Source organism: uncultured Microscilla sp. (assembly GCF_947493425.1).
GTDB lineage: Bacteria > Bacteroidota > Bacteroidia > Cytophagales > Microscillaceae > Microscilla.
The window spans coordinates 14,052-36,059 of sequence record NZ_CANLRP010000058.1; the positions used below are offsets into that span (position 1 = coordinate 14,052).

The following is a 22,008-nucleotide window of genomic DNA, read 5'->3' on the forward strand; positions in this document are numbered from 1 at the left end:
TTTTTGTCCCTAAAAAGCTTAAATCAAAATAATATTTTGTTAATGGTTGTTTTCGGAGATTTTATTGATATTTTTTGAAGTAAAAAGCCTAAAGCATTGTTGAAAATATTCAATTTAAGCAAAAAACGAGGAATGTTAAAAGTTAACATTTATTGGCTAACTGTTAGAAAAGTACAATGATTTGTTAGAGTTGAGAGGAGAAAAAAGAAAAGTAGAGACAAAAAACACGAAAAACCTACAAACCAAAGAATGTTTTGACAGATGTAACTACCTTTGTGTCATCAAAATACGAAGTCAGAATAAGTAGTTGTCAGAAACCAACTTTATGGTTGATAATCAACAACTCCTTATTAAAGTATATATTGTGTAATATAATTGGGTGAATTGGTGGGTTAATTTTTAGCCCATCAATTTTTTTTGTCCTACAAGCTATAGAAGTGATTGAAGCTATAGATCAGCCAAGACTAACCAACCCTGATATTGGTTGTATGATTATCCAAATATACCCTGTTTTTACACTCCTTATAATTGAACATCTGAAAACACTTCCTTCCTATAGTCAAGATTGTAAGTGGTTTTAGACCTGTTTTATTTAAAGAAAATTACTGATTATCAGTTATTTATGAAGCTTTTATTCGTATGTTGAAATATACACCCATCACTCTTTTTAAAGCTAAAATGAGCGTGTAAGTACAATATAATTGGCTGACAGTCAGCGACAAATAAAGTGAAAAGTTTTCGGGTTTAGCTATGCAGTGTAGAACAAATGCTGTAGGCTATTGTTTTAGTACCCACTACTAAGGAATTGTTCAAAAATAAATTGGGGTGATTTTTCGCCTTGATACTTCGTTATTTTTATTGCCCGTAGCGCTGCTATGGGCGCAAAAAATAGCCTCGTCTCAAAACAAAACCTCTACCTCAAGAATGGTAATTTAATTTCTCACCATTCCTAAGGAATGGTGTAAAAATAAATTTCTATAGTAACGCTAAAATATTTTGTTGCTGGACGCGGCAAAAAATCGGCTAATAGCAGCGCTATTCGGCTATTTTTTAACAAAGTATAGCCTCAAAAGATGAGGTTAAGAATGTAAATTTATTTTGGTACCATTCCTTAGCTTAGCAAATCTCATAATATGTACTACCTTTGTATCCCGTAAGCAAAAAAAAGACATTTAAAATACATCACTAATATATGGCATTTGCTAAACACATTTTTGTTACGGGAGGGGTTGCATCTTCTTTAGGTAAAGGTATTATTGCATCCTCTTTGGCTAAGCTATTACAAGCGCGTGGGTTTTCGGTCACCATCCAAAAATTTGACCCCTACATCAACATTGATCCTGGCACGCTTAATCCTTACGAACACGGTGAGTGTTATGTAACTGATGATGGCGCAGAAACTGACCTGGATTTAGGGCATTACGAGCGTTTCTTAAACATTACTACCTCACAGGCCAATAACATCACCACTGGAAGAATTTACCATAATGTAATCCAGAAAGAACGCCAGGGAGCCTATTTGGGCAAAACTGTGCAGGTGATTCCTCACATTACCGACGAAATCAAAAGAAATTTTCAGTTACTTGCCACTACCGGAAAGTATGACATCATCATTACCGAAATAGGTGGTTGTGTAGGTGATATTGAGTCTTTGCCCTTTATAGAAGCGGTACGTCAGATTAAGTGGGATTTGGGAGAAAACAATGCCATTGTAGTACACCTTACTTTAGTACCTTATCTTCAGGCAGCAGGCGAGCTTAAAACCAAGCCGTCGCAACACTCTGTTAAAACCTTGGCCGAAGCGGGTATTCAGCCCGATATTTTGGTAGCTCGTTGCGACCATACTTTGCCCGAAGAAATTCGTCGTAAATTAGCGTTGTTTTGCAACGTAGACTTTGAGTCGGTGATAGAAGCTATAGATACCGATACTATATATGATGTACCTTTGTTAATGCAAACAGAACGCCTCGATGAGCGTGTATTGACCAAGCTACGCCTTGCCAGCCGTCGCAAACCTGACATTAATCAATGGAAAGAGTTTTTGTATAAAATTAAAAACTCTACCGATGAGGTGAATATTGGACTGATTGGCAAATATGTAGAGCTGCATGATGCTTACAAATCTATTGTAGAGTCTTTTATTCATGCCGGAGCCATTAATGAATGCAAGGTAAACATTCAGTGGATACAGTCAGAAGACCTGGAAAAAAGAAGCTTTGATTTTAAAAAACTGGGCGAGCTGGATGCCATGTTGGTAGCACCCGGTTTTGGCGACCGTGGAGTAGAAGGTAAAATAAAGGCTGTAAAATATGCCCGCGAAAACAAAATGCCGTTTTTTGGCATTTGCTTAGGCATGCAAGTAGCCATGGTAGAGTTTGCCCGCAATGTGTTGGGAATCAAAAAGGCGATATCAAGCGAAGTAAACCCTGCGACCAAAGAGCCGATCATTGACTTGATGGAAGACCAAAAAAATATTACGGCAAAAGGAGGAACAATGCGTTTGGGAGCTTACCCATGCGTGTTAAAAGAAGGAACCAAAGTAGCCGATATATATGGAGTCGATGAAATTAAAGAGAGGCACCGTCACCGCTATGAGTTCAACAATTTATACCTTCAGCGTTTCGAGGAAGCAGGAATGACTGCTTCTGGAATCAACCCTCAGTCGGAGCTGGTAGAAATCATGGAACTCAAAGAGCATCCCTGGTTTATTGGTACGCAGTTTCACCCCGAACTAAAAAGTACAGTGCTCAATCCACACCCTTTGTTTGTAAGTTTTGTAAAAGCTGCCATGGAGAATGCAGCCCGTAAGCAAACTTCTAATGAAGAAAGTGCTAAGGGAGAAAAAAGTAAAAAAGAAACTAAAAAAAGTACAGCAAATAGCCCAAAAGTATAGGATTGAGTTCTTCAGTTTGTACAATTACTTTTGTAGAAAGAGGTTTGCCTCATGGTAAACCTCTTTGTTTTTGTAAAAAAAACATTTTTTATCGGGTTATTAGTGTAACATTTAGCAACTTTGCAAGACTAATTATTCATTGGTAAAGTCATTAGTAATCCAACAGAAATAACTTATTCTACGGAACATCATCTTTGGGTGTGGTACTTTATAAAAAAACAGTTCCATAGCGCTGATTCCTATGAGGTATCAAAGTTTAAGGGTGAACAAAGTAAAATTGACTTGGCAAAGTTCACCATACCAAACTTATAGGTGCAGTTTTTACTGGTCAACTACCAAACATTGTGTTTCCTGGAGGTGTTTTATTTTTTTACAGATTGCTAGACAACGAGAAGTAGCGGTTATTATTCATTGATTTTTGATGATAACCAAGGAAGAACAAAAGATAGATTTTTGAAGATATGGATAGAAATCAAGTTATTGGGCTGGCGTTGATTTTTGTGATGTTGATGGTATACTTTCAGTTTTTTGGACCAGATCCTAAAAAGAATCAAGATCCAAAAAATGTGAAAGACACGGTTCAGATGAGCCAGAAAAAACCCAAAACTCCAAAAAAACAGCCAGTAGGCAAAGCTAAACCTGCCGATTATGGTCAGTTTAAAAAGGCAAGTCAAGGCACAGCAAAAGAAATTACGCTTGAAAATAAAAACATTAAAGTATCCTTTAATACAAAAGGGGGGCGGGTACACAAGGTATTGTTGAAAAACTACAAAACCTACGATAAAAAACCTTTGTATTTAATGGATGGTACCAATAGTAAGATCGATCTTACTGTAGAAACCTCCGATAATAAGCAAGTCAATCTTGCCGACTTGTATTTTAGCACCAATGCTGCTGCTAAGATTGAAGTAAAAAACAAGGCACAAAGCATAAGCTTTAAGTTAGAGCTGGCACCCAATCAATACATAGAGCAAATCTATTCTTTAAAAGCCGATGGGTTTGAGTTAGGCTATGATTTGAAGTTTGTAGGGCTCGAAAATACCCTAAGAAGACAATCTAATGTGGCCTTTCACTGGGTAAACGAAATGAAACGCCTGGAGTTTGATCTAGAGCAAAGCCGCCAAAAAGCTAAAATCAACTATTACCTCAGCAAAGGTGATTTTGAAGAATTGTCAGGGCTTAAGGCTGAGTACCAACAAAAAAGAATCAAAGAAACTTTACACTGGGCTACTTTCAACCAAAAGTTTTTTACCACCGGACTAATTGCCAAAAACAAAAACTTTAATGCTGCAGTTTTTGCTACCGAAGTAAAAGACCCCAAAAGCAAGACCGTTGAGAAACACGGAGAAATAGACTTACTGGTGGGCAGCAACGATATCATAGCTGGCAAAGGGCAATTCTCTTTTTACTTTGGTCCTAACCAATACTATATACTAAAAAAGGTAGATGCAGAAAGCTTTAGCGACAACGTATACCTTGGTTATCCGGTAGTAAACTGGTTTGCCAAATACCTGGTAGTACCACTGTTTGCTTTCCTCGAAGGGTTTGTGTCAAACTATGGAGTAATCATTATCTTGTTGAGTCTCATCATCAAGTCAATGCTTTTCCCACTTACGTACCGCTCTTACAAGTCTATGGCAAAAATGAAGGTGATCAACAAATACCTTCAGCCACGAATGGACGCTTTTAAAGAGAAACACCGTAAAGAAAATGGTGGCAAAGAACCCGACATGCAAACCACCAGCATGTATCAACAGGAGTTGTATAAAAAAATTGGACAAAGCCCATTTGCTGCTGTACAAGGGTGCTTGCCTATGCTGTTGCAAATGCCTATTTTGTTTGCCATGTTTATGTTCTTCCCAAGTGCCATCGAACTTAGACAACAACCATTCTTATGGGCAAACGATTTATCGGTATACGATCACGTCATTACATTCTCGTTTAACCTTCCATTTTTGGGCAATCACATCAGTATTTTCACCCTTTTGATGTCTATCTCATCTATTGGAATCACCATGACCAGTAATCAAAATACGGCCACAGCAGGTGGACCAAATGCTGGTATGATGAAGGTGATGATGTATATGATGCCCATTATCTTTTTCTTTGTGTTAAACTCTTACCCTTCAGGGCTGAGCTTTTACTACTTAATTCAAAACCTGATTACTCTGGGGCAGCAGCATATAATCAAGCGTTATTTTGTAGATGAAGAAAAAATAGAAGCGAAAATAAGCAAGTTCGAAGCTGAGCAAAAGTACAAAGACAAGGCAACCAAGAAAAAATCTCCTTTTCAGGTACGTTTGCAGGAAGCACAAGAAAAAGCAAGGCAAGCACAACAAGAAAGAGCGGAGAAAAAGAATGCTGCTCGAAATGCCAAAATGAATGACAAAAAAAAATAGATCAATAGTTTTATAAAAATAATAAAAAGAGAGCCCTAAGGCTCTCTTTTTGCGCTTTAGAGCTTGGGGGCAAGCCCCTGTGGTTAAATTTTCGTGTTTAGCATGATTATCGAACGAAGAAGTATAACGTTGTTTCGTAAATGTCTCCCTGAAGTTATTCTAACTTATCAAAGAACCACGTTATTTTTCAAAATAATACGGCCATGAAAAGGTAGTGAACAATACCTGAATAAACATTGATTTGTACTCAATTTGCGGATAAATTGTAGGAAGTGTGTTTGACTTTGAAAGATTTCTCCTAATTTAGCTAAAATTATAGCATCAATATGTGGCAAAAGGTTTCCTATATTGTACTTTTTTGGATATTGAGCAACAGCGTTTGCTTTGCTCAAACCTCAAAAATCAATACAAACGTTGAGCATCAGGTAGCGGTCATTGCTAACCCCTCCAAAACCATCCATGAAAGCTTGAATCAATACCTTACTGTATTGGAAGATACCGCTGGCAAACTTACTTATGAACAGATCATTTCGCCCACATTTCAACAACGGTTTACCCCTTACAACCAACGAACTAAAGAATTTAAACATCAATACACCTATTGGGGAAAGATAACCTTGCAAAATCAGGCCAAGCGAAAAGACGATTGGTTGTTACATATAGGTGGGCGCAATAGTGTGGTAGAGTTGTATATACCACAACCAGAGGGCAAAGCATTGGTAAAAAAAACAGGCGTTTTTGTTCCGGTTGCCCAAAAATCGGTCAATGAAGCCATCTTATCATTGGCCAAGATATATTTACCCTATCAAACCCCCCAAACAATTTATATAAAAATTGTCATGTTTGATAAACGCACCCCCAAGTTTAACCTGGAGTTGCATGATTTACAAAACTACAATGAAGGCTTAAGGTGGGAGAGTTTGTTTCAAGGCATGTTTCAAGGAGTTTTTTGGATTATGATCTTGTACAATCTCGTCATTTTTTTTAGTACAAAAGACCGCACTTATTTGTACTACTCGTCTTATATGCTGTTTTTGGCCGTCTACTTTCTTTATTTTCACGGTTTTATTAGAGAGTATTTTATTCCAGCACACCCCGCCTTAGACAGTTACATCTGGATTGTAACAGTAAGTATGATGTCGGTATTGTATTTTGGTTTTATGCGGGTTTTTTTGCACACCAAAGACATTATCTCCAGGATAGATCCCTTCGTAAGGGTGTATATGGGCATACGCATTGCCTTGATTCCAATAGAACTTATTTATTACTACTTCTCGTCTAATTATCCGCTCATGAATACCCTCTCGCTGGTATGCGGGGGCATTGATGCGCTACTTTCGGCGGTGTTGTTTGTGGTATTGTATAAAACCGGTAGTATTACCGCCCGTTATTTTATTTTAGGGGCTCTTTCGCTCAATATTGCCGTCATTGCAGGCATATTTATCTATTCTTATTCACGTTTTGCCTACTCATTGGTTTACCAGTCAGGAGCAGCTTTAGAAGTATTGCTCTTTTCGTTGGGACTGGGTTATAAAATCAAGGAGAATGAGCTGGAAAAACGCCGGGCACAGGCCGATTTGATAGAGCAACTACACCAAAACGACAAATTGCAAAAAAAGCATACTCAAGAGCTCGAAGACAAGGTGACAGAGCGCACAGCAAAGGTGCTGCAACAAAAAGAAGAGATTGCGGCACAATCTGAGCACATGAAGGCAGCATTGAGTCAGTTGGGAGATAAAAACCGACAACTACAACGCACCAATAAACACATTACTGACAGTATCAACTATGCCCGAAGAATCCAGCGGGCTATTTTGTGCGACCAGGAAGAAATTACACGAAATTTTAAAGATGCTTTTGTTTTACTTGCACCCAAAGACATTGTTTCTGGAGATTTTTACTGGTTTAATGAAGATATTTTTGCGCACAAAAACGAACCCTTGGGTGTACAAATTACTGCCCCGCCAGTATACGACGAAGAAGATGATAATAGCAAACGTTTGCATCCAAGGGTCAAGGTATTGATTGCAGCTGATGGTACGGGACATGGGGTGCCGGGGGCTTTTATGACAGTCATGGGGCAAAACTTGTTGGATGAGATTATTTTGAATCAAAAAATTACTGAGCCTTCACAAATTTTATATGAACTAGACCACCGTTTGACCAGTACTTTGCAAAAAACCCGTACCGAAAATAGTGCCCCCATCAACGATGGCATGGATGTATCTATACTGGCAGTAGACGAAAAAGCCGGCAAGGTGTATTTTTCGGGAGCCAAGCATCCTTTTTGGTATGTCCGCGACGGAGCAATACACCAGGTAAAAGGTTCTAAGTTTCCCATTGGCAGTAGTCAGTACCGGGTGAGTAAAGTGTTTGAAACTTTTACAATGGATATACAGCAGGGAGATGTTTATTATATTTTTAGCGATGGTTTTCAAGACCAGTTTGGGGGGGCGTTGGGGCGTAAATATATGCGAAAATATTTCAGAAAGTTTTTGCTTGAGATAAGCGGCAGACCACTTAAGATTCAGAAGCAACTGCTGGAGACTGAGCTAAGGGATTGGCAAGACACTAACCCACAAACAGATGATGTATTGATTATTGGGGTGAAAATGTAAACCTCTAAACATAAGTGTTTATATATACAAAAACCACCGAAACATTCGTCAATGTTTCGGTGGTTTTGATTAATAGCTTTGGTTTATAAAAAAATTATTACCAAGGTAATGTTGAGCTGCTTACCAAGCCTTGTTCATCAAAGTTTACTCGTGTACCTTGTGGGTAATAACTAACAGTGCCATCAGAGTTGATCAGTTGGGTAGAGGCACCCAATACACCAAAAGTAACTCCTAAGTTATTTCGCTCAGGTGAGAAGTTAATCTCTGTTCCAGCTAAAAACCTGACTACTTTTCCATAAACACCCCTTGTAGTAACTATTGCGTCACTTTTAAGTCTGCCACGAAGGGCTCCTATCACTTTTGCGTTGATATCAAAGTATATCATGGTCCCTTTCTTAAAATTAGCTTTTTCGCTACTTTTTTTAGCCGCTACTCTCACACGAGCATCTTCAGCCAAACGACCAGCTACAAGCTCACCTTTTGAGTTTAAAAGCAAATCTAAGTTATTATAAACTTTGATTTTGTCAAACTCTAAAAAGGGTGGAGCTACTTCTATGATTTGAGCAGTTTTGGTAGTTCTACTGTTTTGAGTAGTGGTGGTAGGTTTTTGTGGTTCTACATTTTCTGACTTTTGGCAAGAAAACATAAATGAAGTAATTACTAATGCTGCGATTAGTTTGATCTGATTAGTCATTGTTTTGTTTTTTAATGTGAATATTCAATGAGAATTTTAATTAGCATGTTATTTTTGATCTCTCATTTTTAATTTGTGTGATGCAAATGTAGTATAAGTTTTTAAATACACAAATTGTAAATTACATGTTTATTTAGTATAAAATTTTGTATTATTAATATTATTCAGTATAAAGTAAATATTAGTTGGTTTTTTCTGTATGTTAATTTTATGAGCAATGTTAATTGTTTTAATATATTTTTTTGTGACTTTTTTATGTTTTTATTATGGTTTTGTGTTTTTGCGTGATGAGATAGTACTTTTTGATTTTACTGGTTAAACTATAAGGCAGCAAGGCAAAAAATGCTGAATAGAGGGCGTGTTATTTCTTACCAATCACTTCTGCATAAAAAACATGGAGCCTTTTAAAGTATTCATCTAAAAAATATAGTTTCTTTGTGTTACAATGACGAAAGTAAACATGTGAGCATTGATATTGATAAGTAATTAGTCAATTAAAAATATGGAAAAACAAATGGATGCTATTGAAGTGCTGGCAGATTTGCTGGGGTTTAATAATGGAGTAAACACCGATGAGCACACAGAAAATGAAACCAAGGTAAAAAAATTATACGTAACAGGTGACATGGTTAATACTTATGTAGAAGTAAGTGGAGACGCTAACCCTATACACACCCATGTAGAGGCAGCCCAAAAAGCAGGGTTTGCCAAACCTATAGCCCATGGCACCCTATTATCGGGCTTGGTATTTTCGGCTCTGGTAGAGTTGTATGGTCACAACCTGAGTATTATGGAGTTTGATGTGGCATTTAAAAGACCTGTATACATTGATACTAATATAGAGATACATTTGACTTCGGAAGTTACTGAAGGCCAAAGCAAAAAAATAAAATTTGAAATAAAAACAGAAAAAAATAATCGACTGAAACAAGCGGTAGAAGGCTTTTTAGTGTGCAATGTGTCGTCAGCAGAGTGCGACGTAGAAAACCTCGAAAAGTCGTTATTGATTGCGTGGTTAGCCAAAGCAACCGCCGAAAATTTTACTGGTATCGCAGTGACCAATCTGGGTATAGAGTTTCAAGGACAGCAAGTAAGTAGAGAAATGCCAGAGTTAGAACTCAACCACGGCGAAATTAACCCTAAGTACGGCAACCGTAAAACATTGTACAAAGGGCTGAGCAAGCAACAAGACGAAGAAGTATACCATGGGTATTATATTGTAGCAAGCAAAGAATGGGTAAATCGCTCATAATCAAATAAAAAAAGCCTCAATTATGTATTGAGGCTTTTTACTAAAAAATAAAACTATGGATGATTATATATTATTTCTTGGCTAATATGTTGAAGCCCACGTGCACAGTAGGGCGGATAAACTTATCTTTCAACGACTTATCGGCACCATAGCTCATTCCCCAATCTTTACGGTTAATATTAAACTTGGCTTCAGCCGTTACTTTGTCACCATCTATAGTAACTTTAGCCGGAAAAGTAATGCTTTTCTTTACTCCTTTAAGCTCAAGGTTGCCAGTGATCATGTGCGTAGGGTTTGCTAGTATATATTCCTTGTCTAAATTTTCCCGATCTTTGTCATTTTCTTTTTTGTAGTCTTCTACAGATACTATTTCGAATGTGCTCTCAGGAAATTTGTCTGCGGCAAAAAAGTCTTTGCTTAGCAAATGCGTCACCAATTTGCCATTGCCCTCTTCATCAGCAGGAATGTCTAATACTTTTAGGCTTTTGATATCAATAATAAAGCTTCCTCCTGTTAACTTACCCTCTTTTACAGCAACCGAACCATTTTTGAGGTCAAAGGCCCCATTATGCTTGTCTACAGGTTTAGTGCCTACCCAAGTAACTTTACTGCTTGCCAGGTCTACATTCATGGTAGTAGCATTGGCTACTGTTGCCGTATCTACTTTTTGGGCATCTCCAGTTTTTGCTTTATCACTCTTAGGCGATTCGCTGCATCTTACAAACAAAAAGGTAACAGAAAGTACCAGTACCAATGTTAAAAATCTTGAAGTATTCATTTTTATGAGGTTTTAAATTTGGTTTCGTTTTAAATAGACTGCAAATATATGTAGTTACATTAAAAGTAAAAGCATATAAATAAAAAAATGACAAAATTTTACCAAATGAGCAGGTTGTGTTGTGCTAGTTAACCCATCAATAGGATTTATGTTTTAGCAAAGTGTTTTGAGTTGAAGCAAGCTCTATGTAGAGAATGAAATATTTTTTTGCTAAGTATATTTTCTAGAGTGTGTATTTTGTAAATGACGTTATTCTATAATTTTTTTTGAGGGTAGGGGGAATAAAAAAAGCCACCCAAATCTAAGAATTTGAGTGGCTTCCTGTTGCCCGACTAGGGCTCGAACCTAGACTCTTCTGAACCAAAATCAGACGTGTTGCCAGTTACACCATCGGGCAAATTGCATTTGAAAAATTTATATTTTGTTGCCCGACTAGGGCTCGAACCTAGACTCTTCTGAACCAAAATCAGACGTGTTGCCAGTTACACCATCGGGCATTTTTGTCAAATGCTCTGCAAAGGTAAGAGGTTGTTTATTTAAATGCAAGAACAGATGTTAAATTTTTATACAAAAAATAAAAAAAATGCTTTGTTTAGAGATTATTTACTTGTAATAGTTTGATTATCAGCGATTTATTGGATTTGAAAAATATTAAAAAAATATTTTTGAGGGTATAATTTTGTAAACTGGACACGATTTATCGTCAGTAAAAAAACAAAGGAATAGCTTACTTTACACCACCTTCCAATACCTTAAGCGGATGCATTTTGCCAAATGTAGTAGCTACCTCTTCAAACAATTTATTACGAATGGCAAGGGTCATTGTACAGTTCATGGCTTGCTCTTGTGTCACAATCTCTAGTGCATAGTCTTTAATCATCTTCATGACCAGGTTCATTTGGTCATACTCAAACTGAATGCTGATATTTTGTGTCATTAGTTTCTCTTCCACTTCAGTGGCTTCCAGTGCTTCAGCTGCGGCAGTTTTATAGGCGTTGATCAACCCGCTTACGCCCAGTTTGGTTCCGCCAAAATAGCGCACAACTACCACCAAAATATTGGTGAGGTCAAACGAGCGTATTTGCCCTAAAATAGGGTCACCCGCCGAGTGTTTAGGTTCGCCATCATCGCTGGCACGAAACGCTTGTTGGTTGGCACCCAATACAAAAGCATAGCAATGATGACGGGCATCATAGTATTTTTTTCTTAATTCGTCCTGGCAGGCTTTTACTTCCTCCTCGGTGTGTACCGGGTAGGCAAACGCAAAAAATTTGCTGCCTCGATCTTTAAAAAAGCCCTCTGACGGAGCTGTGATCATTTGGTAAGTATCTTTCATTATTTTTTTTATGTTTAATCGCAACAAGTAACGGGTGTTGGTGAAAATCTACTACTTAAGTAGCCTAAAGTGCCTTCAATGCTTTTTTTATCACTTTTTTTAGCCATTCGTACTCGGTATGCTTGCGGGCTTGTTTATACAATTCTTTAGCCGTTTTTTGGCTTTGTTTGTCTGTTTTTTTGGCAGCAATACGCGCCAATCCTGCTTTTGCCAGTGCCCTATAGTCACGGCTATAGCGTTGGTCAAACCCTTTGATGCGAATAGCTTGTTGGTAAAGCATTTGTGCTTGCTTATCATTTTTTTGTAGCCTTTCGGCGATCATTCCCTTTAGGGTAAGACTGCCCACCCGGTAAACTGGTAAAGATTGCAATTTAAATCTGGCAAAATAGTTTTGGGCTTCGTAGTAGCGTTCCAGGTGTACCAAGCATTCGGCGTATTTGAGGGCAAAAAATGGGTTTTTGGGAAAGGTGTTTGTCAAGTGAGCAAAAGCAAGCGATGCCTGGTAAATATTGGCTTCATATTTAAGATAAATATCGCCCAGAAAAACCCAGGATTCCTGGCGGGTAAACAGGGCTTTTTGTGTAGCAGTGCGCAAATGTGCCAATCCTTTGTTTTTATCGCCCGAAGGGAAAAACACCATAAATGGTTTGATAATAGGACGGCTTTGGGGGAATTGCTTGGCGTAATACCTGTATAAGCCAGTAGAGAAATAGAATTCGCTGAAGTCATCGGTTTTTTTAAACCCTTGCTTTATGGCTCTATACGCCCGTCGCCCGTGACTTACAGCACTACGCAACGAACCCGTTTCTACCTCGGCAAGTGCCTTAAGCCCATAAGCCATTAGCTTGAAAAAAATACCCTCTACATCTTTTTTATTGGCTTTGAGACGTGCCTCAGACAACTTAGCACAGCGGTTGAGCAGCTTTTCGTATGCGGCAAACTGTGGATGACTTTTTTCCAGGGGCAGGTATTGCCAGTGAAGTACCAATGCTTTGAGCAAGTAATAGGAGGGGTGATTGCTGTAGCTTGGGGGCAGGCTTGCTATGATTTGGTTTGCTTGGGCAAATTCCCAGTTATAAATCCGTTGAAGTGCCTTGAGCATGGTTTGTTGGCTGACTTTATCGGTAAGAAGGTTTTGTGCCTTGCCCGAATCAACCCTTAACAATAACAAGAGAATGAAAGGAATAAAAAAAAGCTTTTTAATCATCTGTGAGCCATCTTATGATAGACAAAGGTATAAAGATTTGATATATCGTGCGATTAAATGCTGGTATGGTTACGTAAAAATCAGTTACTTGAGACCGTCAGGTATTGTAATACCTCTTGATAGGCAATAAAAAATATGGCCAGCACTGCCAGTACTATGCCCAATTGGTTGAGGCGCGACAGGCGCTCTTTGAATATAATGATGGCAGCAACAGAAGAGCATACGATGATACCGATATTAAATACAGGAAACAAAAAGGCACCATCGTTGCCAAAAGCAGAAAGGGCATCGAGTAAAAAATACACCGAAAAAAAGTTAGGAATACCCAGATACAAGCCTCCTACAAGGTTACGGTTCTGGAGACGGTCTTTGCCGGTGGCTATTCGGTAACCCGCGATTATACTGCCTGTTATGCCTGCAGTACCAAACAATATTACCAGAAAAAAGGCACTGGATGCAGGTTTGATGTAGTGCAAGTTGAGGTAGTTAAGGGTGGTGTCTATCAGTCCGGCACAAACGAATACAGCCAGGGTCAATAAAAAGTTTCGGGTGCTACGTGAATGTATTTGCACATCTTTTTTTTCTTTTTTGAGGGTGCTCAACACTATGGCGGCCAAAGCAAGCACAATGCCTGAATAGTTGATCCAATTGAACGTTTTTTGTTGAGTCTGAAAAATGAACAAACTTGCCATCACTGGTATTACCAGTGAAATCTTGGTGGCCAGAGAGCCTGCGGTTACGCTTACTATTTGGGTGGTAATGGCAATGAGGTAAAACACCAGCATAAAGGCTATGCCCAATATAATTGCGTAAATAAACCAAGGGTTGCTCAAAGATATGAGCGAAAGCTGTGACGACTCCCCAAAGGCAAACCACCCTGTGATAACACAAACGTAATAATTGATAACTACAGCTTGTAGTGTGTTGATTTTAAGTGTTTTGAAGGAACGAAATGCGATGAAAAGCATTACAGAAAACAAAATGCCAAGTAGTAGACTGATCATATCAAAAGTAAATTAAGCGAGCAAAGTTAAAGAATAATGCCTAATACCGGAGGATGAATGTTAATGAAGAGTTTGGAGTCCTAACAGCTTTGAGTATTTTATACCATCTACAAACACCTTTGATAAAAACCTTTCAACTACCTCAATGTTTAGCTATAATGACGTATTTATGAAAAATTATGAAGTATTGATCAACCCTGTACATACCTCACAGTATCAACACGACTACCCGACTTACTTGTACAATACTGTGCCACACTTGAACCAACAGCAAAAAGGGGAGCGAATATCTTTTTTTTTGTTACATACCAAAAAACAACGCTTAGAGGCTACTTTTCATTTGTTTGTACAGCATAAGGCAGGCTATAGTCCCGGACAAGCCCCTTTTGGCGGAATAGAGTTTGCCCCTGAGCTTAGGCTGGAGGTGTTGCAGTTTTTTTGGCAAACTGTAGAGGAGTATTTACAGAAAAAGGCGGTTGAATCAATACAGGTTAAACTCTATGCCCACTGTTATCACCCCGAAAACGCCCAGGTGTTGCAATACCTTTGGCTACAGCAGGGGTTCCGTATTATTGAGCACAACCTGAACTATCATATCAATATAAATGCTACTCCACTAAGCGACCGTATGCACCTTTCAGAAAAGCGTCGCTTGCGCAAGTGTGATACATTAGGATACAAATTTGAGGCATGGACTACTCCTGATTTTGACTTTGTGCATCGTTTTATTAGTCAGTGCAGGCAGCGCAAAGGCTTTCCGGTGTCGTTGTCTTTAGAAGCATTGCAGCGTTTATATGTTCAGTTTCCGCAAAATTTCACCTTATTTACCTTGTGTCACCAACAGCGGGTAATTGCTTTGGCTACTGGAGTGAGGGTGAATGCTGATATTTTGTATTATTTTTTGCCAGCTGACGATGCTGAGTATTTGTCGGCAAGTCCTATGGTGGCTTTGTTGGCGGGTATGTACGCCTACGGACAACAACAAGGGTACAAATTATTTGATTTAGGTATTTCTACAGAATTTAGCCTGCCCAATCATGGCTTGATCAACTTTAAGAAACACATGGGGGCAGAGGCATCACTCAAGCTGACCTTTTTTAAGCAGTACGGGTAAGTGTAGCATTGAGCGATTTTCAAAATTCTCCGAATCAAGTTCAGAGGCTCAGTTTTTTCAGCTAATTTTAAACACACCCTATTTTAGAAGCCACTTTGGGTACCAACGAAACTTGGTATCGGCAGTTGCTCAGTTTGGTAGAGAAAAGGGAAGGTGTGGGTATCTGCTGCAAATTTTTAGCTAATCAAATAAAATCCATTAATTTTGCTGCCATTCAAATAAACTAAAACAAAAAACGAATGAAGAAATATTTTTTGTATGCGATAACTGCTTTATTGTTAGCAGCTTGTGGTGAAGTATCAGACAAAAAAGAGGGTAAGCACGAGCACAAAGGGGGTACAGAACACAGCCAAGCCAAAGGCGATGAGTCGCATAAGCACCAAGGCGACCATAAACACAAAGATGGCACTACCCACAATCATAGCAAAGGAAAAGCAAGTACCGATTGTCTTCATTGTGGAATGCCTTCGGCTGAATTTCCCAAATGGAAAGTAAAAGTAACTGCCAAAGCAGGAGATATTTGGTATTGTTCACCTCGTTGTATGTTTATAAGTACTTTGGATAAAGCAAAAGCACCTAAAGAAATTCAAGCAATAAAAGTAGTAGAATATTATAATACTAAGCCAATAGACGCTAAAACAGCTTATTATGTAACCGGAAGTGATATACTAGGCCCTATGGGACACGATTTGGTGCCTTTGAAGGACAAAGCGGCAGCTGATGACTTTAAGAAAGAGCACAAAGGTGCAAACGTGTTGAAGTTTGACGAGGTTACTATGGAAACAGTAAAAGCAATGGTGAGCAAGTAATAGTTCACCAACGATTCATTAGTACAACAAAGGATGCTCACCATAAGGGGCATCCTTTGTTGGGTTAACAGGGCTTTACCTGCACAAGGGCGGCTTCTTTGAGTCTAAGCGACAAGGTATAACCTTCGACATCAATGGCTATGGGATCACCCAAAGGCGCCTTGAATAGTATCTTTACTTTTTTGCCAGGGTACAAGCCCATATCGGTCAGGATAGGGGTCAGCTTGTCAGGCACAACACCTACTACCTCTGCCCATTTATTCAATGACAATTGATCCAATGTTTCTTGCATAAAGTGTATCTTTGTTTTAAACAGGTGAACCGCAAATATAAGCTTTTGTTTGATCTCCTTTACTATTGTAAAACTATGAACCGAAGAACATTTAACCAAAAGTTTTCAAAAGGCTTGGTGAGCTTTGCCTTTTTCGAGACTTTCATTACCCAGGATTTGTTTGGACAAAAAATAAAACCCATTACTTTACATTGGGTAAAGGAGTTGGATAGCATGTGTCGCGACCTGAAAACAAAGCAACTTTCGCAGGTATTGTGGCAACAAAAAGTAGAAGAGTTGTTGCAGAAAATTAGCTTGGAAGATTTGTTAAAATGGATTGATTTTGAACGTTTGGCGCGTCAGATGAAATACCCTGATTTGGGAGTTACTACGGGCAGGGTTCGTTTTCCAAGACTAGCGGGAGTGCCTGCTCATACCGTGTTTACTAAAAAAGTATTTGGTATGACCAAAGGTAGGGCAATTATTCCACATGGGCATAACAATATGAGTTCGGCACACTTAATTCTGAAGGGAAGTTTTGAAGTGAAGCATTATGACAAGGTACAGGAGAATACTCGTGAAATGATTATTAAACCCAGCATTCATCAAATAAGCAAGGCTGGAGCGGCTACCTCTATCTCAGACGAAAAAGACAATGTGCATTGGTACAAAGCCCTGAGTGACAAGGCATATACTTTTGATATTATTATGTTTAATCTCAACCCTGCTTACAGCAAACCTTATGATGTAAGCAATATAGACCCACTTGCGGGCAAAAACATAGGCAAGGGATTGCTACAGGTACCCAAACTAACAGTGCAACAGGCGTTGAAAAAATACGGCAAAGACGCTCATCATTAAAGTGAGTAAGTGGTATAAAACACTCAAACGAAAGGTTAGAAAGTTGGATAAAATAACTGCCTAACCTTTCTGAAATATGGCAGAAAAATAACTGTGATTATATTTTCAGTATCCTCAGAGTGTATACCTGCGTGCTGGTGCGCAAAGTAATGATGTATATGCCTTGGGGCAAAGTTTGTAGATCAATGCCATAGTTACCATTGTCTTGGCGGACAATTTTTAAGTGGGTAGCGACTACTTTCCCTTGAGCATCTGCCGCTTTAGCATCAATTAGGGCATTGTCAGAAGGCAAAGTAACAAAAGCCCAGTTTACTGTAGGGTTAGGAAACAGCCGTATTTGTGGTTGCTTGCTTTGTGCTACCAATGCCGACACCCACTGTGAATAGGTGCTGGCACCATCGAAATCTACTTGTTTGAGACGGTAATAGTTTAGCCCTGTTTTGGGGGTTTGGTCTACCCACTGATAAGTATAAGGAGTTGTGGAGTTTCCAAGCCCTTTTACACGACCTATCTCCTCAAAAGTAATTCCATCGCTAGAGCGTTCGATAGCAAAATAATCATTGTCTTTCTCTTGAATAGTAGTCCATTGTAGCCCTACTTTTTGTTGGTCGATGGTTTTGGCGGTAAACGACACCAGGCTCACGGGTAGGGGAGAGGTTGAACGTAAAGAAACTACTGTAAACTCGTCACCGTTGTTTAAGCTTACATTTTCAAAAGTGAGTATTTTAGTAGAACCGTCATAAGCTGCAGCTACAAACCCTGTCATTATATTTTCGTCGCTAAAACTACCATCACTGTCACTGTCTTTTAACAAAATCACATCATCAGCATTACTTACCTGGTTATTACTCATGTCAAAATCCAGTGTAACTGTTCCCACGCTACCAGCTGCTCCTACCTTCCAAGTACGTTTTAGGCGGCTAAACGCTGTTGAGGGAATATCCATTCCGTCTGCCTCGTTCATTGCCAGGTTATTATGTCCAACCATTACAAAATCACCATTATTGAGCGACGAAGGCTGACGAACACGTAATACCCCCTCGCCTTGTGAGTCGGCGTGGTTGCTGTCAAAGTTGGTTTGACCTATACCTATTACATCTCCATTGTGTGTGCCCGAAAAAGTATAATATTGATTGGTAATTGTAATGCTGTATTTTGCCGAAAGGTAGTTTTCAATAATGCGACGACGTGCTTCGTTGAGCGCTTGGTCGTTGTAATAGATTACCTCGGCAATGTGCCCGGTAAACTCATCACGACCTCCTGGTGCAGCGTTGTCATGGTAACGAGAACCACCGTCAATCCCTCCCAAAGAGGCAGCACTATGAGAGAACAGACGGCCAACCCCCGTAGTAGAGCCAATGCTGGTTCCATTAATGAAGCCTTCCATTTTATCGTTAAGGTGGTCGTAAAACAAAGCCACAATGTAATTGGTATTGGCAGTAATGCCTCCCTTTACGAATTTGGCAGGCGCACCGCCTCCATCTGCTCCCCAAGGGGTAGTTAACCCTCCATCATCATCGGCATTGTTCCAGCCGTGAAAATAAAGCTCATTATTATCTATATAAAAACTCAATCCACGAGTGCCCCCACCTTGTTCAAAAATAGTTTGGCGGTTAATAACATCCGCTCCAGTACGTATCACCAAAAATATGATCTTTCGTTCATGGTAATTAGGAGAACCCGAAGGAGCATTGATAGAGGCATCATTGTCAAATGTCATATAGTCGTCACCATCAAACTGTAGTGCAGGCATTGAGTTAATTACATTGCTTTGGAGCGTAGGTTGGTTGGCAGCGTTTGTCTGGGTTGCCGGATTATTGTTGGGCGAGCTATCTGTAAAAGTATTGGTATACCCAACCAGTTTATCGGCTTGTAGCCAAAACACATTAAAGCTTCGCTCTCCTACTCCGGCAGCAGCCAGGTACCCAAAGGGATCATTTTCTTCTATAATATAAATATGCTGATCTTTGGCAGCGTCTATAGTAGCATTTGCCGGATTTTGTAACTCCATCACGATAGTTTCGTTAGGCTCTACCTCACTATCATCTACAATAAAAGCTGTGATAGCAAGCGAAGCAGTAGTTTCGCCCGGCAAAAATGTAATGGTTCCAGTAGTAGCAAGCGAATAATCTAATGAAGAAGTTGCAGTACTTGAAGCCATATCTATCTGGTACTCAACTGTCACTACTTTGGCCGAAGGCACCGATAAATTCACATTAATTACTGGCAAAGACACACTCTCATCGTTGGTTTGAGTGCTTAGTTCAAACGATGCAATGGGTGTAGGGTCAATATCTGTAATAGTGATGGTATGTTCTATGGGCGTTTGTAGGTTGGTTCCTACACTGGGGTTATGCAACTCTAAAATAAGTGTTTCATCATCTTCGTCTGTACCATCAGTGAGCAGGTTAACTGAAATATCGACAAAGGCTACTCCATCGGCAAAATTAGCAGTACCTGCAGTAAAAGTATAATCAGTGCCTTCAGCAGATGTTCCTGCTCCTCCTGATACCCTTAATCGGTAGTCAACAGATGCCACCCCTGCAGTGGAGCCAGTGCGTGAAATACGCACAGACACTGTTCCAGCATCTTCAGCAAAAACCGAGGTACTGGTAGCAAAATTGAACTTAGGAGGGGCATCGTTGTCGTAAATGTTAAAGGTATGCGTATTTTGTGCACCAATAGTGATTCCGGCAGTTACTACCGAAGGAATACTCAATAATACCGTTTCTGTGCTTTCTGAAATAGCATCATCGTTGGTTACCAGTGTCACGCTATTTGTATGCTGCCCAGCAGCAAAAGTAATGGTACCTGAAGTAGCCAGTGTATAGTCAACCCCTCCATTGGTAGCAGTACCACCTGTTACCTGATAGTTGATCGTCACAGGTGATGCTGGTGTATAATTAAGCTGTGCAGTAACACTATTTGAGGGAGTGTTGGTTTCAAACTTATATGATTCAGCCTCTATAAATTCTACAGTAGGAATTACCTCACCTATGGTGGCAAAAGTACCTTTAGGAATGGTGAGGCCAGTGGCCTGATAAAGTGTACCTGAGGTATTGACCAATTCGATTACTTCAGTAGAAGAGCTCTGGTAATTGGGAATTACTCCTCCACTTTTATCGAGCAATAGCACATATTTTGTATATCCGGCAGTCAGTGCAGGCAATAGGCTTGCGTCTACGGTAATGTCGGTGCTGCCCACGTCATTGGTATGGTCAAACCTCCAGCTCCGCTCCAGTACCCTGGAGTTTACTCCAGCATTGGGTGCTCCGCTGGCTGTCCAGGCTGTAATTGCTTGGTCGTTGTGCCCAACAAATAAATAGTCACCGTCGTTCAGGTTGCCACTATTCACCTTTATCTCAAATATATTTTGTCCTTGACTGGTAGTATGTTCGTTACCAGCCGTTTCGCGCCCTACGCCTATTACATTGTAGCCATAACGCAACTGATATTCATATTTATCATCACCTATAGGGTTGGCTATATACTTGGCTCCCAGGTAGTTTTCTACAATTGTTCGCTCAGCGTCATTCAACACCCGCTCATACTGAATCATTTCAGCAATGTCACCATTCAAGTAAGCAGGAGTACTGTCAGGGCTATTATTAGTCAGCACGGTTTGTCCGTTTACTGCCCCCATGCCTGGGGTGTCAGGGTGTGTATACAACCGCCCCAGCCCTGAAGTAGTACCAAATTGTACCCCGTTTAAATACCCAGTAATTGTTCCGGTGTAAGTAGCAGGATCATTTGGATCAGGTCCCGCGTTGGTTGCGTCATATACGTGGGTAATGATATAAGGGGTATTGGCAGATACTGCTGTAGAAATGTATTGGTATTGCCAGCCATCATAAGGACCATCAGATGTTACTTGATTGTAAACCCCCATGATAAGGTTACCATTCTCGATGTAGATATTCAGACCTCGTACATTACCTCCCTGTTCATAAATCATTTGGCGGGTATTGACATTGTTCCCTGTACGAAAAACTATATAAGTGGTTCGTTCGTCATAAGGACCATTGCCATTGATGTCGTTTGAGGTATTGAATAATAAGCGTTGATTGAGCCCGTTAAACTTAATTACTGGGCGGTTGTTGATGCCTTGCCCAGCCAAAGTTCGTAATAGAGGGCGTTGCCCAGCGTTATTTTGGTAGGGGTTATTGGCAATCACGCTTAATGATTCGTCTTGCCAGGTTTGTACTAGTGTATTGTCGGCTGGAGTAGATGAACCATTGATAATGCCATCTGCCTTAAGCCAAACCTTGTTGTCGCTATCTCCTGCTGACTCTGTGCTTACTCCACCAGGGCCTTTTTGACTCCAGGCGGTAGTACAGGCAAATAGCATGACAACAAAAAACATAATTATATCTTTGATTTTCAATATTTCGTTGTTCATTACAGGCTTCAAATTGTTGTAAATGTTCTTGGTCTGGGAAAAATTAATCAGAGCTTGTTTAAATTTTCGGTCATAGGAGATTTTATAATGAGTTTTCGGATTAGATGCGTCAAATTTTGAAGTAATAGCAGCGCTATTGCTGATAAATTTGACAATATATAATCAGGAAAATCGTGTAAAAGACCTAATTATTGAATTTTAAACAAGCTCTCAGTGTGTTGCTTGCTGTTTGAAGGAGTGATTATTTAAATTTGATCATTAAAGCATTAATAAAGTAAAAACAGTCATTATATTTAATATGTTTGTTTTTTTCGATTAAACTCTCATTTATATAGGTAAACAACCTTGAAAAACGATAGGGGTTTTACCTATG

Annotated in this window: 14 protein-coding genes and 2 tRNA genes; 7 read left to right on the forward strand and 9 right to left on the reverse strand. The window is 39.4% G+C overall.

Features of this window, described 5'->3' with window-relative positions:
- Window positions 1–1,192 precede the first annotated feature (1,192 nt).
- From Q0954_RS16035 to Q0954_RS16045, 3 genes are all read left to right on the forward strand, one after another.
- Complete coding sequence (locus Q0954_RS16035; protein ID WP_299458506.1) at window positions 1,193–2,893, forward strand: CTP synthase; 1,701 nt, start codon at window positions 1,193–1,195, stop codon at window positions 2,891–2,893.
- 461 nt (window positions 2,894–3,354) lie between these two features.
- Window positions 3,355–5,292 carry a membrane protein insertase YidC gene (gene yidC, locus Q0954_RS16040; RefSeq protein WP_299458507.1) on the forward strand — a complete coding sequence of 646 codons (1,938 nt, stop codon included), beginning with the start codon at window positions 3,355–3,357 and terminating at the stop codon, window positions 5,290–5,292.
- A 326-nt stretch (window positions 5,293–5,618) separates the two neighbouring features.
- Entirely contained in the window at window positions 5,619–7,910 is a 2,292-nt protein-coding gene (locus Q0954_RS16045; protein ID WP_299458508.1) for a 7TM diverse intracellular signaling domain-containing protein, read from the forward strand.
- Between the two features lie 97 nt (window positions 7,911–8,007).
- Here Q0954_RS16045 and Q0954_RS16050 read toward each other — a convergent pair whose 3' ends face one another.
- The gene (locus Q0954_RS16050) at window positions 8,008–8,604 is read right to left on the reverse strand and encodes a hypothetical protein (protein WP_299458509.1); all 597 of its coding nucleotides are present in this window, start codon (window positions 8,602–8,604) and stop codon (window positions 8,008–8,010) included.
- Between the two features lie 502 nt (window positions 8,605–9,106).
- Here Q0954_RS16050 and Q0954_RS16055 point away from each other — a divergent pair.
- The gene (locus tag Q0954_RS16055) at window positions 9,107–9,856 is read left to right on the forward strand and encodes a MaoC family dehydratase (RefSeq protein ID WP_299458510.1); all 750 of its coding nucleotides are present in this window, start codon (window positions 9,107–9,109) and stop codon (window positions 9,854–9,856) included.
- A 70-nt stretch (window positions 9,857–9,926) separates the two neighbouring features.
- On the opposite strand, the gene Q0954_RS16060 is transcribed toward Q0954_RS16055, so the two are convergent.
- From Q0954_RS16060 to Q0954_RS16085, 6 genes are all read right to left on the reverse strand, one after another.
- On the reverse strand, window positions 9,927–10,634 hold the full coding sequence (locus tag Q0954_RS16060) for a YceI family protein (protein ID WP_299458511.1): 708 nt from the start codon (window positions 10,632–10,634) through the stop codon (window positions 9,927–9,929).
- Between the two features lie 324 nt (window positions 10,635–10,958).
- Window positions 10,959–11,031: transfer RNA gene (locus Q0954_RS16065), tRNA-Gln, on the reverse strand.
- 27 nt (window positions 11,032–11,058) lie between these two features.
- Window positions 11,059–11,131 (reverse strand) — tRNA-Gln (locus tag Q0954_RS16070).
- A gap of 230 nt (window positions 11,132–11,361) precedes the next feature.
- Window positions 11,362–11,970 (reverse strand): YigZ family protein, encoded by a 609-nt coding sequence (locus Q0954_RS16075; protein WP_299458512.1) that lies wholly within the window; start codon window positions 11,968–11,970, stop codon window positions 11,362–11,364.
- Between the two features lie 64 nt (window positions 11,971–12,034).
- On the reverse strand, window positions 12,035–13,177 hold the full coding sequence (locus Q0954_RS16080) for a hypothetical protein (protein ID WP_299458513.1): 1,143 nt from the start codon (window positions 13,175–13,177) through the stop codon (window positions 12,035–12,037).
- Window positions 13,178–13,257: 80 nt separating this feature from the next.
- Window positions 13,258–14,181 (reverse strand): hypothetical protein, encoded by a 924-nt coding sequence (locus Q0954_RS16085; protein ID WP_299458514.1) that lies wholly within the window; start codon window positions 14,179–14,181, stop codon window positions 13,258–13,260.
- Between the two features lie 169 nt (window positions 14,182–14,350).
- On the opposite strand from Q0954_RS16085, the gene Q0954_RS16090 reads away from it, so the two are divergent.
- Both Q0954_RS16090 and Q0954_RS16095 read left to right on the forward strand, forming a co-directional pair.
- A complete protein-coding gene (locus tag Q0954_RS16090; protein ID WP_299458515.1) occupies window positions 14,351–15,295 on the forward strand; it encodes a GNAT family N-acetyltransferase in 945 nt (314 codons plus the stop codon).
- Between the two features lie 239 nt (window positions 15,296–15,534).
- Window positions 15,535–16,104, forward strand: a complete 570-nt coding sequence (locus Q0954_RS16095) for a nitrous oxide reductase accessory protein NosL (protein ID WP_299458516.1) — start codon at window positions 15,535–15,537, stop codon at window positions 16,102–16,104.
- Between the two features lie 64 nt (window positions 16,105–16,168).
- Here the strand turns inward: Q0954_RS16095 and Q0954_RS16100 are convergent, their stop codons facing one another.
- Window positions 16,169–16,396, reverse strand: coding sequence for a FeoA family protein (locus Q0954_RS16100; protein ID WP_299458517.1), 228 nt, complete (start codon window positions 16,394–16,396; stop codon window positions 16,169–16,171).
- 75 nt (window positions 16,397–16,471) lie between these two features.
- Here Q0954_RS16100 and Q0954_RS16105 point away from each other — a divergent pair, with 75 nt between their 5' ends.
- Window positions 16,472–17,236: a hypothetical protein gene (locus Q0954_RS16105; protein WP_299458518.1), complete on the forward strand. Its 765-nt coding sequence runs from the start codon at window positions 16,472–16,474 to the stop codon at window positions 17,234–17,236.
- A 97-nt stretch (window positions 17,237–17,333) separates the two neighbouring features.
- On the opposite strand, the gene Q0954_RS16110 is transcribed toward Q0954_RS16105, so the two are convergent.
- On the reverse strand, window positions 17,334–21,635 hold the full coding sequence (locus tag Q0954_RS16110; RefSeq protein ID WP_299458519.1) for a Calx-beta domain-containing protein: 4,302 nt from the start codon (window positions 21,633–21,635) through the stop codon (window positions 17,334–17,336).
- Between the last annotated feature and the right edge of the window lie 373 nt (window positions 21,636–22,008).